This window comes from Kribbella sp. NPDC031520, assembly GCF_055580825.1.
This window is the reverse complement of the sequence record NZ_JBVIKS010000006.1, coordinates 173,544-189,004: the sequence shown is the minus strand read 5'-3', so window position 1 is coordinate 189,004 and position 15,461 is coordinate 173,544. Positions and strand designations below refer to the sequence as shown.

Here is a 15,461-nt window from a genome sequence, read left to right as displayed (position 1 = left end):
GCTCACCGCCCGGCCGGGGCCTGGGTGATCTCCAAGGTCAACTCGTCCCGGTCGGCGCCGCGGTAGGCCATCATCTTGTCGCGCATCCGCCGCTTCACCGGTGGCAGGTGGTTGACCGTGCGCATCGCGGTCCGCATCCCGGCCAGGACCATCCGGCCGATCACCGGCTTGTGCATCGGGTCGTCCGAGGTCATCTGGGCCCGCGACTTGATCACGGCGTCGAAGCCGTACTCGATCATCTTGGTCTCGTACGCGCGCACTCCCGCGATCAGCTCCTTCCGGCCGTCGCGGACCTCGATCAGCTCGCGGCACAGGTTCACGGCATCCCGGAGCGCGGTGTTCGCGCCGACGCCCCGCCCCGGCGTCATGGTGTGGATCGCGTCGCCGATCAGCGTGACGTTCGTACTCTCCCAGGGCTCGAGCGGCACCGAGGTCCAGATGTTCACCGGGAAGCAGGTGCCCGGATCAGTCAGCTCGAACAGCCGGCGCAGATTCGGATGCCAGTCCGGCGTCAGTCCGAGCGCCGTACGGATGAGCTCCTCGCCGCGCAGGTCCATGATGTTCGCGGGCAGCTTGTCCCTCGTCGCCGACAGGCCCCAGTTGATGTAGTCGCGGGTGTTGTCGAACTGGAGTCCAGGCCAGCGCCGGATCAGCTCCTCGGTGTTGCCGCCGATCCCGTGCTTCACACGACCGTCGCGGTCCCACTGGAACTCCATGACGTGCAGGATGCAGAACAGCCCGCGCGGCGCGTTGATCATCGAGATGCCCTCGAACACCTTCGGCGACACCAGCTTCGCGCTCTCGTCGGTGATCGGCAGCTTGCCGGCGATCGCCACGATCCCGGTCTCCTCGGTCTTCGCCTGCGGCAGGTACTGCCGCCGTACCCGGGAGCCGGAGCCGCCCGCGGCGACCAGCAGGTCCCCGGTGGCCTCGGTCCCGTCGGCGAAGTACGCCGTCACGTGGTCGTCGTACTGCTCGAAGCGGGTGAACACCTTGCCGAACTCGACCACGTCCTCGAGCCCGGTCAGCAGGATCTGCCGCAGCGTCATCCGGCTGATCGACTTCTCGCTCTCGACCGGGTCGGTGGACTGCGGGATCTCCATCGAGAGGACCTCCTTCAGGTCCTCGGTGAGCATGTTGAAGTACTTCGGGTCGCGCGCCTTGGTCGCGACGAACGTGTCGTACAGCTCCTTCGGCAGCAGCGCGCTCAGCGCCCGGCTACCGTCCGGGTCGATGCCGACGCGGTAGCCGTGCAGACCTTCGGTCCGCAGCGCGTCCCGCTCGAACACCGACACCTCGATCCCGGCCCGCCGCAGGCCGTGCGCCAACGCCAGCCCGCCGGTACCGCCGCCGATCACCAATATCTTCATGATCTCTCGTCCCTTCAAGTATCTTGTTGATCCGAGTATCTTGGAGATCTGAGAGAAATGCAAGCCCTATGCTGAGGTGGCCATGACCAGTTCCCGGGAAGAGCTCGCCGACGAGATCCAGCAGCGGCTGATCCGATTCATCGCCGAGGTCGTGCTGTACAACCACGCGGTGTCCGCCAAGGTCGGCCTCGGCGGCAGCGACTCACAGTTCATGACCCTGCTGCGGACGTACGGACCGCTCACGCCCCGGCAGCTGGCGGAGTACACCGGCCTGACCTCGGGGACGATCACCGGCGTCATCGACCGGCTCGAGGCGCACGGTTTCGTCACCCGCGAGGCCGATCCGCGGGACCGGCGCAAGGTCGTCGTCACACCGTCGTTCGAGAAGATCCAGGAGAAGCTGGTCCCGCTGTACGCCGAACAGGGCGAGCGGATGCAGCAGCTGCTGGCGAGCCGGAGCGTGGAGGAGCTGCGGATCATCTCGCAGTTCCTCCAGGACTCGGTCGACAACGCTGTAGACCCGGACTAAACCCTTTGAGCTCGGCGCCGCACTCCGGAACGCTTGCGGCGTGACGGACTACCACCAGGACGGCCGCGCCGGCATCGACGCAGAGCTGGTACGGCGACTGATCGCGCAGCAGTTCCCACAGTGGGCCGACCTACCGGCGACACCGGTGAAGGTCGACGGCTCGGACAACCGGACGTACCGGCTGGGCACGGATCTGACCGCCCGGCTCCCGACGGCCGCGTCGTACGTCGCCGCCGTCGAGAAGGAACACACCTGGCTCCCGCGCCTCGCTCCGGTGCTCCCCGTCGAGATCCCGACGGCGGTCGCCATCGGCAAGCCCGGCTTCGGCTATCCACATCCCTGGGCGATCAGGCGCTGGATCTCCGGCGAAACCGCATCTCTCGCTTCTGTTGCCGACCTGGATTCGTTCGCGCGGTCGATCGCGGAGTTCATCCTGGCGCTGCAGGGCGCGGACGCGACCGGCGGGCCGCTCGCCGGCGCGCACAGCTTCTACCGGGGCGCGTCGCTGCAGCACTATCACGACGAGACGGTCGAAGCCCTGTCCTCACTGAAGAAGCGGATCGACGCCGACCTCGCGGGTGAGGTCTGGGAAGCGGCGCTCTCGACGTCGTGGGACCGGCCGCCGGTGTGGTTCCACGGCGACATCGCCCACGGCAATCTCCTGGTCCGCGACGGCCGGCTGTCCGCGGTCATCGACTTCGGTACGTCGGGCGTCGGTGACCCGGCCTGCGACCTGGTGATCGCCTACGGGTTCTTCTCCGGATCATCCCGATCCGCCTTCCGCGACGCCGTACGGCAGGACGACGCGACCTGGGCCCGGGCCCGCGGCTGGGCCCTGTGGAAGGCCCTCATCACCGAGAACGTCCCGATCATCGCGGAGGTCCTGCACGACCATCAAGCAAACGGCTGAACCGTTTTGGCACTTGTGCACGCGGGAAACTGGTAGGCACCCCCCAGGAAAGAGCAAGCCATGAGTAGCCCCCTCCCACCCCCGCACGAGCGCGCCCAAGTTCCGGACGGTCACGTACTGCTCAGCACCCGCTGCTGGTCATGCGGTGACGCGCTCGGCAAACATGTCCCGATCCGGCATCGCCGGCATCAGCACTTCGCCTGGTCCTGCGACGCCTGCGACGTCGCCTGGAACGGGCCGGGCTCGGAACTGCCGCGTTCGGCGTGAATTCGAGCGGGGTCTGTCTCCGGGGGTAAAGGCCGGCCCCGCCCGTCGTACCGGTCAGGTCAGATGATTCCTACCGCGTGGAACGCGGCCCTGACCGACTGCGGTGCCTGGCGCTCGAGCACCTTGCTGCGCGTCAGGATACGAGCCATCTCCCCGGCGACAGCGGCCGTGTCGGTGAAGCCCGCGGTCGGCCACAGGTTCTGCAGCGTCGCGTACCAGAGCTTCGCCGCCGGGAACGTCCCGATGTCGTAGGCGATCAGGTAGAACACCCGGTTGATGATGCCGCTGTTGAGGTGCGGGTCGCCGCCCGGTACGTACCCCGCCATGCTGTCCGGCTGCGGGTCCTTGCCGAGGATCGGGTTGTCGTACGCGGTGCCGGGGTGCGACATGCACCGGAGCGCCTCGCCGTACAGGTCGTCGGCCATGATGTCTTCGCCGATCAGCCAGTTGAAGGTACCGGCGTCCACGTCGTTCCGCTGTACCCACTGGTCGACGCAGGCGCCCATGATGTCCGACGTCGCCTCGTTCAGGGCGCCGGGCTGATCGGTGTAGAGCAGGCCGGCGGTGTACTGCGTGACCCCGTGGGTGAGTTCGTGGCCGGTGACGTCGACGTCTCCGGTCAGGTCCTTGAAGACGACGTCGTCGCCGTTCCCGAAGACCATTTCGGCGCCGTCCCAGAATGCGTTGTCGTACTGGACGCCGAAGTTGACGTGCCCATTGATGGCGAGACCGGCGTTGTCGATCGACTCGCGCCCGAGAATCTCTTTGTAGAAGTCCCGGGTCGCCGAAAGCCCGTCGTACGCGGCGTTCACGTTCTCGGGGCCGGTTGGTGGGTCGTCGGGGCCACGGACGAGCGTGGTGCCGATGGCCCACTGGTTCTGGTCGTCGTAGATGGCGACGTCGCTCTTGCCCGGCCTGGGCGGGGTCAGCGTCGCCAGCGAGGCGTACGTCGCGTTCTTCCGCTGCTGCCGCAAGGCCAGGTCAGCCACGGCCCCGCGGGCCACCTGGTTCGGTTCGCGCCCTGCCCGGGCGGCGTTCCTGGCGATGGCGTCGGTGATGTGTGGTGGAACGAAGAAACATGCGGGTGTTGCGCTCATGATGCTCCTGAAGGGTCTGTCGGGCCGGATGGTCGGAGAACTGCACGCGCGCGGAGGAGCCCGCGAACGCACAAGTTGCCACCCAAGACCTGCCATGACCCCCATCGCCCCCAAGAACCGCGGGGCGGTACGGCTGCGGTCAGTTCACACCCGGTCAGCGCGTGTGTCCAGCCCGTAGATCGCCCTTCCAGGAAGCCGCCGGAATGCCGCTGAAGAATTGCCCGAAAATGCTCGCCGAATTCCCCCGCAAACAGCATCGAAGGTTTATTGGAATCGCTTCAATCAAAGCGTCCTTTGAAGCGAACAACTGAAGGACCCCGCCTCCGGAGGAGACGGGGTCCTGCTCGTACCGCAGTGCGTCAGTCGCGGGTGAGCTTGCGGTGCGTGACGCGGTGCGGCCGCGCCGCCTCCGGGCCGAGCCGCTCGATCTTGTTCGCCTCGTACGACGCGAAGTTGCCCTCGAACCAGAACCACCGGGCCTCGTCCTCGTCGGTGCCCTCCCAGGCCAGGATGTGGGTCGCCACGCGGTCCAGGAACCACCGGTCGTGGGACACGACCACGGCACAGCCCGGGAACTCCAGCAGCGCGTCCTCCAGCGACTGCAGGGTCTCCACGTCCAGGTCGTTGGTCGGCTCGTCGAGGAGCAGCAGGTTGCCGCCCATCTTCAGCGTGAGCGCCAGGTTCAGCCGGTTCCGTTCACCGCCGGACAGCACGCCGGTCGGCTTCTGCTGGTCCGGACCCTTGAACCCGAACGAGGCGACGTACGCCCGGCTCGGCATCTCGAAGTTGGCGACCTTGATGTAGTCGAGCTCGTCGGACACCTGCTGCCAGACCGTCTTCTTCGGGTCCAGGCCGCCGCGCGACTGGTCGACGTACGAGATCTTGACCGTCTCGCCGAGCTTGAGGGAACCCGCGTCGGGCTGCTCCTCGCCGACGATCATCCGGAACAGGGTCGACTTGCCGACACCGTTCGGACCGACGATGCCGACGATGCCGGCCCGCGGCAGGCTGAAGCTCAGGCCGTCGATCAGCTTGCGGTCGCCGAAGCCCTTCTCCAGCTTCGAGACCTCGAGCACGGTGCTGCCCAGCCGCGGACCGGCCGGGATGTTGATCTCGTCGATATCGAGCTTCCGCGACCGCTCGGCCTCGGCGGCGAGCTCCTCGTAGCGCGCCAGCCGGGACTTGCTCTTGGTCTGCCGGGCCTTCGCGTTCGATCGGACCCACTCGAGCTCGCGCTCCAGGATCTTCTGCCGCTTGGCGTCCTTCTGCCCCTCGACGACCAGCCGCTGCTGCTTGGTCTCCAGGTACTTCGAGTAGTTGCCCTCGTAGCCGTACGTCCGGCCGCGGTCGAGCTCGAGGATCCACTCGGCGACGTTGTCCAGGAAGTACCGGTCGTGGGTGATCGCCATGACGGCGCCCGGGTACTTCTGCAGGTGCTGCTCCAGCCACAGCACGGACTCGGCGTCCAGGTGGTTGGTGGGCTCGTCGAGCAGCAGCAGGTCGGGCTGCTGCAGCAGCAGCTTGCACAGCGCGACCCGGCGGCGCTCACCACCGGAGAGGTTGTCGACGATCGCCTCCGGGGGCGGACAGCGCAGCGCGTCCATCGCCTGCTCCAGCTGGGCGTCGATGTCCCAGGCGTTGCGGTGGTCGAGCTCGGTCTGCAGGTCACCCATCTCGGCCAGCAGCGTGTCGTAGTCCGCGTCCGGGTCGGCCAGCTCGGCGGAGATCTCGTTGAAGCGGTCGAGCTTCTGCTTGGTGTCGCCGACCCCTTCCTGGACGTTCTCCAGCACCGTCTTGCCCTCGGTCAACGGGGGCTCCTGCAAGAGGATCCCGACCGTCGCGTCCTCGGCCAGCCGTGCCTCGCCGTTGTTCGGCTGCTCCAGCCCGGCCATGATCTTGAACAGCGACGACTTGCCGGTGCCGTTCGGCCCGACGACGCCGATCTTCGCCCCGGTCAGGAAGTTCAGCGTGACGTTGTCGAGAACGACCTTGTCGCCGTACGCCTTCCGGACGTTGCGAAGCGTGTAGATGAATTCCGCCATACCCCAGAGCCTATGTGCTCCCCCGCCCCGTCACCCAACCGGTTGTCCACAGCCGCGAACTTCCCCGCACCAACGGACCCTCGATCGGTGCATCTTCTCCGTCGACATCCGCGAACGGAAGGCATCCATCATGAGCCTCGGCGACACCTACATCACGGTCATGGGCAGGATCGGCAGTGAGCCCGACTTCAAAGAGCTCGGACAGATTCCCCAGGTCAGCTTCCGGCTCGCCTCGACCCCACGCCAGTTCGAGAAGGCCCTCAACACCACGTGGACAAGCCGACGACCTGGTACACGGTCGAGTGCTGGCGGACCCTCGCGCGCAACGCGTTCGAATCGATCAGCCTCGGCCATCCGGTCATCGTGACCGGCCGCCTGCGGACCCACGAGTGGACAGACGACTCCGGCGAACAACGCAGCCGCGTGATCCTCGAGGCTTTCTCGCTCGGCCACGACCTCAATCGCGGCACAGCGGCGTTCACCAAGAACACACCTCGTTCCGAATTGTTCGGACCCACCGGCCAAACACCCGAGGTGACTGCGGCGCCGTACCCACCCGACGAGTTCACCACCACCCCGCTCCCCCTCTCCACCGAACGACCCGCGGCGGCCTGATTATGTCACCGTTGACTTATATAAGCACTGACCAGCATTCTGGTGATCTGCCCAGCAGCCGAGCAGGAGAGGGAACCACCCGTGATCGACATCCTCGAGCACATCAACGCGGTCCAGCGCGAGGTCAGCCGGACCGGCGAGACAGTGACGGTGCTGATGCGCCGTTCGTACCGGGCGGAGCCGGCGGAGGTCTGGGACGCCATCACGGACCCCGAGCGGTTGCGCCGCTGGTTCCTGCCGGTCAGCGGCGAGCTGAAGGTCGGTGGCTCGTTCCAGCTGGAGGGCAACGCGGGCGGCGAGATCCTGGAGTGCGATCCGCCGAAGCGGTTCAAGGTGACGTTCGGCGGCCCGGCCAGCCTGCTCGAACTGCGCCTGCTCCCCGGAGCCGGCGCCTCGACCGAGCTCGAGCTGGAGCACTCGATGGGCGAAGCTCCGGCCCCCGGCGGCTCCGGCGCGCTCTGGGTCGGCCCCGGCTGGGACGGCGGGCTCCTCGGCCTCGCGCTCTACGTCAACGGCGAGCTACCGGCGGACGCCGACCCGATGGAGATGGCCAACTCCGCCGAGGTGATCGCCTACAACGAGCAGTGCGTCCGCGCCTGGATCGAAGCCGTCCGGGCCTCCGGCACCACCTCCGAGGAGGAGCTGCTCAGCGCCGCCAAGATCTCCCTGTCGCAGTACGCGCCCGGCGCCGAGCTCTGACCCGGACCTCGGCGGTCCGGGAGCCCGGCACCAGCTCACCCGCGGGCGGTGGCCAAGCTGTCACGGCACTTGGTGTACGCCGCGAGCTCGTCGCGAGCCGGCGCCACAACGTGGCTGTCGGCAACCTTCACGAGTTCCTCCCGCAGCGCCTTCGCGACCTGCCGGGAGCGCCGTACGGCCCCGTTGGTGGCGAAGACCCGGCAGACGAAGGCGAGCGCCAGCCCGAGGACGGCACCACCGACCAGCATGATCCACGCGTACGGAATGCCGTTCCACTCCGGCAGCGGCGGATCGTCGAGCTTCGCGATTCGCGTTACCAGCAAGGCGATCAGCCATCCGGCGCCGCCGAGCGTGACCAGGAACAACAGCCACTGCACGACCTTGGCGAAACTCCACCACCCCGGGTTGCTCGACACCCCGAGGTCCGTTCGCGCCACGGCCTGGTCGAGCTCGTCCCCGAGGGACTCCTCCCGCCGGCGGATCGCCGTACGTACCGAGTCCGCCCACGGACGCGACAGCCCCTCGGCCGCCTTGTTGGTGATCGTGCGCACCGCCGCGTCCATCCGGGCCCGCTGCACGGGAGTTGCCGCAGGCAACGAAGCCCGTGCGATCGCGACCTCGTTCGACGCGGACTTGCGCAATGCCTTGCCCTGCTCACGCGACACCTGGTCGCCGCTCAGCCGGCGCAACGGGTCCGGGCGGAAGCGCCCGACCCACTTGGTCAGCGGCCACCCGGTCGCAGCCCGGGCCCGCTGCAGGTACGAGCGCCGTACGGCGTCCGACACCACCGACAGCCCGCTCGCGTCCGACAACGCGTCGACGAGCTCGGTGACGTCGGCGTCCGCGATCTCCGGCGTCCTGGCGTTGCCGCACTGGCTCGCCATCCGGTCGGAGACGCGGTCGACGTCGGCGGCGAGCCGCTCGCGTGCGGAGCGCTTGTTGCTCACCCGCTTGACCAGCAGCGAACGAATCTCTTCCAGACCGTCACCGCTGACCGCCGAGGTCGCCACGACCGTCGGGGACTTCAGGCCGTCCGACTTGAGCAGCCGGTCGAGGTCCTCGAGGCAGCTCTTCTGCTGCTCCGGCGTCAGCTTGTCGATGTGGTTCAGCGCGAAGACCATCACCCCGGAATGCGAGGCGTAGGGCTTGATGTACCGGTTGTGCAGCGCCGCGTCGGCGTACTTCTGCGGATCGACGACCCAGATCAGCATGTCGACCAGGTCGACAAGCCGGTCCACGATCAGGCGGTGCTCGACCTCGGTCGAGTCGTGGTCGGGAAGATCAAGCAGTACCAGACCGTCCAGGTCCTCGGAGTGCACGTCCTCGAGCGAGCTGCGGTGCTGCACCTGGTGCCGGCGCGGGATGCCCAGCCAGCTCAGCACCTCACCGGCCGGCTCGTCACCCCAGACACAGGCCAGCGGCATCGAGCTCGTCGGCCGGCGGGTTCCGATCGCGGCCAGGTCGAGACCGGTCAGCGCGTTGAACAGCGACGACTTCCCCGACCCGGTCGCGCCCGCGAGCGCGACGACGGTCAGGTCACCCGACATCCGCAGCCGTTGCGCGGCGCGCTCGACGATCTGCGTGGCCTCGGTGAGCACCACCGGGTCGAGGCGGCCGTCGCCGGCCTTGGCGGCCACCTCGAGCGCGTCGATCTTCTTCAGGACATCGGTCTCCGCCCGGGCGGGCGCCTCGACCGTATCCACTGTTTCCGTCACGTGCAGTCCTCCACCGCGCGCGCGGCCTCGGTCAGTTGCCTGGCCGTCTCGGCGTCGACCGGATGCTGGTCAAGGACAGCCAGATAGCGGGCGAATTCGGCATCCATCAGGGCATGAACCTTACCGTCAAGATCCTCGCGCGCCTTGTCGACCATGCCCTGAACTGCCTTGTCGCCGAAAACTGCCTCGAGCAGCCGCTGACCGACGACCGCGCTTCCGATGCCCACACTGGCCGCAGCATCCTTCGGAATGCCCGCTGCGCTGGCGAACGTCACCACCATCAACGAAAGGCCGAGCCCGTTGACGCCGTACTCCAGGATCTTCGCAGTCGACTTCTTGTCCGCGCCTTCGCGGCGGACCAGGTCGAGCACGAACGCCTGCCACTCCCGCACGGTCGTGCTCGCCGCGGCCGGGAACTGCTCCGACAGCGCACCGAGCGACGGTGTCACCTCGTTGCCCTCGGCACCGTTGGCGTTCTTTGCAGCGTTGGCGTCGTTGGCGCCGGCCGCGGCGGTCGCGAGGAGCTGGCGCCCTGGAGCAGTGTCCTGCCAGGCCTTCTCGGCGCGTTCCGCGGAGGCGGTCGCGTGCTCGCTGAGCAGCGACTCGAGACCGGACTGGATGGCGTCGCTGACGTCGCGTGTCTCGGCCGGCCTGTTGCCGAGCGAGCTCTTCAGTCGATCGCGCAGCCGGCCGCTGTTGGACTGCAGGCCCTTCAGCAGTTCGCCGGTCCCGACGAACTCCTGCCACCGTGCCAGCACCTCGCCGCGCAGCAACGTCCCGTCCTGGCACGCCTTCGCGATGTCCTGCACACCCTGGTCGTACGCGGACTCCACCGAGGTCCGCAGCTCGACGGCCGTGTCAGCCTGCGCCTTGACCGCGGCCGCGAACGGCGCAGTCTTCTTCACCATCGCGCTGACCGCGCCCTGCAGCGTCCGGCGGACGACCGCGGCCCGGGCCTCGGCGTCAGCGGCCAGGTCGATCAGCCAGTCCTTGATCCCGGCAACGGCCGCCTGCGGCAACATCCCGTTGCCGTCGACAACCGTCTCCTGGATCGAGAACAGCGGCGAGTCACCCAGGTCACGTTCGAGCAGCATCTGCGCAAGGTGGCCGGTGATGTCGTCGATGGTCTCGCTCGGAGCCCGGTCGAGCACCACCGCAACCGCCGTACTGCGGTCGGAAGCGCTCTGCAGGAACTCCCACGGGACAGCATCGGAGTACCGCGCCGCCGTGGTCACGAACAGCCAGAGATCCGCCGCCGACAACAACTGCGTCGCAAGATCCCGGTTCGCCTCGACGACCGAGTCGATGTCCGGCGCGTCCAGCACCGCCAGCCCACGCGGCACGCTGTCGGCCGCAACCAGCCGCAACTGGCCCGCATCCTCCATCCCGCCCGGTTCCTCGGACGTGGTCCGAGCCATCCCCGGCAGCACCCGGTCCCCCACGAACCAGTCGGCATCCGCCGGATGATGAATCAGCACCGGCGACCGGGTCGTAGGCCGCAGAACCCCCGGCTCCGAGACAACCTTTCCGATGACGGTGTTCACCAACGTCGACTTACCGGCCCCGGTGGACCCGCCGACCACCGCGAGAATCGGAGCCTCCAACTGCACCAGCCGAGGCAACAAGTAGTCGTCCAGCTGATCCAACATCGCCTTCTGCTGCTGCCGAGCCTCGTCAGCCCCCACCACTTCCAGCGGCAACTGACTACCGGCCAACACCCCCCGCAACTTCATCAACGCAGTAATCAAAGCCATAGCAGCCTGCTCAGCAGCCAACCGCCGAGCCAACTCCTCAGCCGTCAACTCCTCCCCAGCCGCCTCACCCTCGGCCGCTTCACCCTCAGCCGCCTCACCCTCAGCCGCCTCACCCTCAGCCGCCTCACCCTCGGCCGCCTCACCCACACCTTCAGCCGACTCCGGTTCGCCCTCAGCCGCTCCAGCCTCAGCCGCCTCCGGTTCGCCCTCAGTCGCCTCAGCCCTAGCCGGCTCCGGGCTGCCCTCAGCCTCCTCAGACGTCTCCGTCTGCTCAGCCTCTACCGACTCAGCCTCAGACTCGCCGCCGTCCGCCGCTTGTCCGGCATCACCCGACGACTCCCCACCAGCGTCCCCACCAGCAGCACCAGCGGCGCCCTGATCCGCCGCACTGTCCCCAGCCGACACCCCCACCGCGTCCGCAACAACCCCACCCTCGGCCTCGTCAGCCCCCACGCCATCACCGGCGTCAGCCGCCGCGCCATCCTCAGCCGACCCCACAATGGCACCCTCGGCACCCGCAGCCGCGTTCACCGACACGCCGACAGTCTGCTCTCCAACAGCATCTGCCCCACCGCCGGCAGACGCGCCCTCGGCACCAGCACCGCCGCCATCGGCCGCCTGCGTACGGTCGTCCTCGGACGCCCCATCCGCCCCACCAGCCGACTCGAACCCGGTGCCGCCCGCATCGGACCCACCGGCCCCGGTGTCGCCAGCGTTGTGTTCGTCGCGGCCGGGACCGCTCGCCTCAGAGCCACTCTCCTGGAAAGACCCACCCGCGTCACTCCCCGCCGAACCGGCCGGCCCGGAGCCCGCCTCCTCGGACGAGCCACCCACCTCGGAGCCACTCTCCTGAGAAGGTCCATCCGCGTCCGCGCCACCCGCCGCGGGAATACCCGCCGCGTTCCCGCCCGCCTCGGAGCTCGTCTCCTCGGACGAGTCACTCGCCCCGGTGCCTGTCTCTGCGGTGGATCCGCTCACCTCGGAGCCGTTCGCCTCTGTCTCGGCGGCTGCCTCCGTCGGGGCAGGCGTCGGCTGCTCCGACTTGGGGAGGCCGATGATGATGTTGCCGTATTCGAGTGGGAAGCCGTCCGCCGACTCGTCGGGCTCGTACACGACCCCGACAGCCGGCCGGGGGTGTTCCTCGGGCGTGTTCGAGCCTGCCGACGTCCCGCCGCCTGCCGACGTACCGCTCGATCCCTCGTCGGAGGTGGCATGCGACGCGTCGCCGCCCGCGGACTCGGGGTCCGCACTTTCAGCCTTCGCGTCGGAGGCAGGTGCGTCGGAGCTCGTCGCCGCAGAACGCGCACCCTGCGCGTCAGCTCCCCCGGTGTCGGCTGCCTCAGAACCAGCTGCACCCGAGTCGGCTGCAACCGCGCCGTCCGCGCCGGGCCGGTCCGCTGGGGAATCAGCCGCCGCGGAGTCCGCCGCCGTCGCATCTGCCGCCGTCGCATCTGCCGCCGTGGAGTCTGCTGTGCCCTGGGTGGGTTCTGCGGCGTCGGAGGCGCTCGGGCTGGTCGTGTCGGCCGGCGTGCTCGGGCTCGGGGCGGCCGGCGTGGGCTCGGCGCCATCGGCCGAGGCGCCGGACGAGCCGTCAGCGGTCGAGACCGCGGTCGACGTGTCGGAGGCGCCGTCCGTGCTCGTGCCGGCGGGCGACGTGCCAGACGAGCCATCGGCGCTGGAGCCGGTGGTCGGCCTGCCTGAGGAGCCATCGGCGCTCGTATCGGAGGTCGACGTGTCCGAGGCGTCGTCCGCGCTGGAGCCGGTGGTCGACGTGCCGGAGGCGTCGGCGCTGGCGCCGGGCGGGGGTGTGGCTGACGTGCCGGCGGGGGCGGTGGTGCCGGTGGTGGAGGAGTCGGCTGGGGTAGTGGAGGTCGTGTCGGCCGGGGTGGAGGTCGTGTCGGCCGGGGTGGAGGTCGTGTCGGCCGGGGTGGAGGTCGTGTCGGCCGGGGTGGTGGGTGACGCTTGGGGGGTCACGTCTTCGGTGGTCTTCTTGCGGCGGCGGCGCCAGAAGCCTCGGGGTTTGGGGGTCGACTGGGCGATGAGGTTCGCCAGCTCCTGGGCAGGCTGATCCTGGTTCGGAACCCGCGGTTCCGAACCTTCACCAGCTGCTGACCTGGTGTCAGCCACGGTGTCCGCCCACGAGCACAGAGTGCCCGGTCGGACAGCGCAGAAGCAAAGTCATCGTCATCCCCGTTTGGCGGCGTGGACGGGTGGCAGTCACTGCGGTGGTGGATACGGACCGTATCCTCCCGCCGATCCTTGCGTTCCGGGGGGTCCCGGCGGGTAACCGGGCTGACCGGCCGACGGACCGGATTGTCCGGACGGATACCCGGAGTGTTCCGGCGGTACGGGGTCCTGCGGTCGCTGGTACGGCGCCTGTCCGTCCCCGCTCGCAGCGCCTGGATCCTGGCCGTCGGACCCCATCGGAGCGGGCGCCGCCGGCGGTACGAGCCCACCGGGCACCGGGCCGGCAGACAGGGACGGACCATCGCCCGTCGACCCGCCGGACACCGGTCCGTCCGCGAGCGACCCGTCCGCGAGGGACCCGTCCGCGAGGGATCGGTCCGCGAGCGGGCCACCGGCCGTCGAGACGCCCGGTACCGGTCCCCCAGGTCCCGTGGCCGCTCCACGACCACCCGGCCCCATCGGAGCGCCCGGTCCACCGGGTCCCATGGGCGCACCGGGTCCCATAGGCACTCCGGCACCCCCTGGCCCCATCGGCACTCCAGGACCACCCGGACTCATCGGCACACCCGGACCCATCGGAGCACCGGGACCACCAGGACCCATTGACACTCCCGGTCCGCCAGGACCCATCGGAGCTCCAGGACCACCCGGACCCATCGGCGCTCCGGGACCACCGGGCCCCATTGGCAGACCAGGACCACCCGGACCCATTGGGGCTCCAGGACCACCAGGGCCCATTGGGGCGCCGGCGTAGGGCGGGGCGGCTTGGGCGAAGGCCGGCATCGGGGGGAACGGGACGCTCGGGCGGCGTTGCCGCAGTTCGTCCAGGAGAGCCTTTTCGGTCTGCAGGGCCTCGGGGCCGATGGTCTGGCGGACGATCTTGTCGCGGAGGTACGCCAGCTCCGTCGCGTTGTGCTGGAACGCCTTCGCGGCTACCTCCGCCTGCGGACCGTACCGCCGGGCGTTCTGCCGCAGCGCCTTGCGCCCGCGGAGCGTGGCTATCAGTGGTACGTCCTGCGGTACCAGCCACCCGAACCGCACATAGTCGTACAGCCGCGACGCGATCATCTGCCCCTCCCGTGATCGCATCACCAGCGCGAAGACCACCAGGCAGATGAACAGCGGCACCATCAGGCACAGGTACGCGAGGATGAAACCGCCACCGCCCGCCCAGCTCGCCGACGCGTTCCAGGAGGCGTGCGCGAGCACGGCAGCCAGATAGCCGACCACCGGTGCGAGGAAGCGGACGACCGTACTTCGGTGCCGGATCGCGACGCCGATACCGATCGCCGTGAACGACGTGAAGAGTGGATGCGCGAACGGCGAGATCACGCCGCGGATGATGAACAGCGCGAACGCCCCGCGCAGGCCCGCGTCGCTGCCGGCCTCCTCGGAGAGCGTGTTGAAGACGCGGCCGTAGTACAGGATGTTCTCGGTGAAGGCGAAGCCGACGCCGACCATCCCGGCGTACACGAGGCCGTCGATGATGCCGTCGAACTCCTTGCGGCGCAGCAGCGCGAGCAGCAGGATCACGGAGCCCTTGGCGAACTCCTCCACCGGCGGCGCGACGAAGACCGCGGACCTGTCACCACCGACGCCGGTCTCGGCCAGCCGGTGCGACACCTCGGTGTTGATGAAGATCGCGACCAGGGTGGCGATGAACGCGCCCCAGCAGAGCGCGAAGACGATGTACCTGGTCGGCTCGGGCTCGTAGCGGTCCAGCCAGAGGTACAGCGCGATCACCGGGATGACCGGGACGAACGCGAACACCAGGCCCCAGGTGAAGCCGCCGGCGCCGGTCGACTTGGCCACGATGCCGAAGATCACCAGACCCGCGATCGCGAACACGACCGCGATCACGATGCCGATCAGTACGCCCTGGTTGCGCCGCTGGCCGGGCACCGGATGGTTGCCGAGCACGTTCGGGTGCGGGTACGGGCCGCCGGGCGAGTACGCCGACCCGGCCGCGGGTTGCGGCGTGCCGGACGGGCCTGGTGAGGGGTAACTCATGCACCGCAGCCTAGTTGGGGTCCAGATCCAGCGGCAGGACCACCCACTCAGCGTTACCGGGATGGAACGACAGGCCTGTACTTAGGCACCGCCCGGCGCGCCCGTTCGGTAACCCGGAGGCGGGATCGCCCAGGTATCTGAGAGACTCTTCGGTGCCACGCGCCCGTAGCTCAGCTGGATAGAGCGTCGGACTTCTAATCCGTTGGTCGCAGGTTCGAATCCTGCCGGGCGCGCCAAGCGTCGGTGCCTGCGTCTTCGCAGGTCAC

12 protein-coding genes and 1 tRNA gene are annotated in these 15,461 nt (G+C 68.9%); 7 read left to right on the top strand and 6 right to left on the bottom strand.

Features of this window, described 5'->3' with window-relative positions; translation table 11 throughout:
- Positions 1-2 precede the first annotated feature (2 nt).
- Positions 3-1,370 carry an FAD-dependent oxidoreductase gene (locus ACZ5BU_RS29800; protein ID WP_465703755.1) on the bottom strand — a complete coding sequence of 456 codons (1,368 nt, stop codon included), beginning with the start codon at positions 1,368-1,370 and terminating at the stop codon, positions 3-5.
- Between the two features lie 82 nt (positions 1,371-1,452).
- On the opposite strand from ACZ5BU_RS29800, the gene ACZ5BU_RS29795 reads away from it, so the two are divergent.
- Genes ACZ5BU_RS29795 through ACZ5BU_RS29785 form a run of 3 tightly spaced genes read left to right on the top strand, consistent with a single transcriptional unit; the run spans position 1,453 to position 3,076 of the window.
- Positions 1,453-1,899 carry a MarR family winged helix-turn-helix transcriptional regulator gene (locus tag ACZ5BU_RS29795; RefSeq protein ID WP_465703754.1) on the top strand — a complete coding sequence of 149 codons (447 nt, stop codon included), beginning with the start codon at positions 1,453-1,455 and terminating at the stop codon, positions 1,897-1,899.
- Between the two features lie 40 nt (positions 1,900-1,939).
- Positions 1,940-2,809: an aminoglycoside phosphotransferase family protein gene (locus ACZ5BU_RS29790; RefSeq protein WP_465703753.1), complete on the top strand. Its 870-nt coding sequence runs from the start codon at positions 1,940-1,942 to the stop codon at positions 2,807-2,809.
- A gap of 60 nt (positions 2,810-2,869) precedes the next feature.
- The gene (locus tag ACZ5BU_RS29785) at positions 2,870-3,076 is read left to right on the top strand and encodes a hypothetical protein (protein WP_465703752.1); all 207 of its coding nucleotides are present in this window, start codon (positions 2,870-2,872) and stop codon (positions 3,074-3,076) included.
- A gap of 59 nt (positions 3,077-3,135) precedes the next feature.
- Here ACZ5BU_RS29785 and ACZ5BU_RS29780 read toward each other — a convergent pair whose 3' ends face one another.
- Both ACZ5BU_RS29780 and ettA read right to left on the bottom strand, forming a co-directional pair.
- On the bottom strand, positions 3,136-4,173 hold the full coding sequence (locus tag ACZ5BU_RS29780) for a M4 family metallopeptidase (RefSeq protein WP_465703751.1): 1,038 nt from the start codon (positions 4,171-4,173) through the stop codon (positions 3,136-3,138).
- Between the two features lie 359 nt (positions 4,174-4,532).
- Positions 4,533-6,215 (bottom strand): energy-dependent translational throttle protein EttA, encoded by a 1,683-nt coding sequence (gene ettA, locus ACZ5BU_RS29775; RefSeq protein ID WP_465703750.1) that lies wholly within the window; start codon positions 6,213-6,215, stop codon positions 4,533-4,535.
- A 270-nt stretch (positions 6,216-6,485) separates the two neighbouring features.
- Between ettA and ACZ5BU_RS29770 the strand changes: the two genes are divergently transcribed.
- The gene (locus ACZ5BU_RS29770; RefSeq protein WP_465703749.1) at positions 6,486-6,830 is read left to right on the top strand and encodes a single-stranded DNA-binding protein; all 345 of its coding nucleotides are present in this window, start codon (positions 6,486-6,488) and stop codon (positions 6,828-6,830) included.
- Between the two features lie 81 nt (positions 6,831-6,911).
- The gene (locus ACZ5BU_RS29765) at positions 6,912-7,529 is read left to right on the top strand and encodes an SRPBCC family protein (RefSeq protein WP_465703748.1); all 618 of its coding nucleotides are present in this window, start codon (positions 6,912-6,914) and stop codon (positions 7,527-7,529) included.
- 35 nt (positions 7,530-7,564) lie between these two features.
- Here the strand turns inward: ACZ5BU_RS29765 and ACZ5BU_RS29760 are convergent, their stop codons facing one another.
- Together ACZ5BU_RS29760 and ACZ5BU_RS29755 are read right to left on the bottom strand one after the other, a co-directional pair.
- Positions 7,565-9,244, bottom strand: coding sequence for a GTPase (locus tag ACZ5BU_RS29760; RefSeq protein ID WP_465703747.1), 1,680 nt, complete (start codon positions 9,242-9,244; stop codon positions 7,565-7,567).
- Complete coding sequence (locus tag ACZ5BU_RS29755; RefSeq protein ID WP_465703746.1) at positions 9,241-12,111, bottom strand: dynamin family protein; 2,871 nt, start codon at positions 12,109-12,111, stop codon at positions 9,241-9,243. Before ACZ5BU_RS29755 ends, ACZ5BU_RS29760 begins: the two co-directional genes overlap by 4 nt.
- Positions 12,112-12,145: 34 nt before the next feature.
- Between ACZ5BU_RS29755 and ACZ5BU_RS29750 the strand changes: the two genes are divergently transcribed.
- Complete coding sequence (locus ACZ5BU_RS29750) at positions 12,146-13,066, top strand: hypothetical protein (protein WP_465703745.1); 921 nt, start codon at positions 12,146-12,148, stop codon at positions 13,064-13,066.
- A gap of 149 nt (positions 13,067-13,215) precedes the next feature.
- Here the strand turns inward: ACZ5BU_RS29750 and ACZ5BU_RS29745 are convergent, their stop codons facing one another.
- The gene (locus ACZ5BU_RS29745) at positions 13,216-15,195 is read right to left on the bottom strand and encodes a PrsW family intramembrane metalloprotease (RefSeq protein WP_465703744.1); all 1,980 of its coding nucleotides are present in this window, start codon (positions 15,193-15,195) and stop codon (positions 13,216-13,218) included.
- A 159-nt stretch (positions 15,196-15,354) separates the two neighbouring features.
- On the opposite strand from ACZ5BU_RS29745, the gene ACZ5BU_RS29740 reads away from it, so the two are divergent.
- Positions 15,355-15,431 (top strand) — tRNA-Arg (locus tag ACZ5BU_RS29740).
- Positions 15,432-15,461 lie beyond the last annotated feature (30 nt).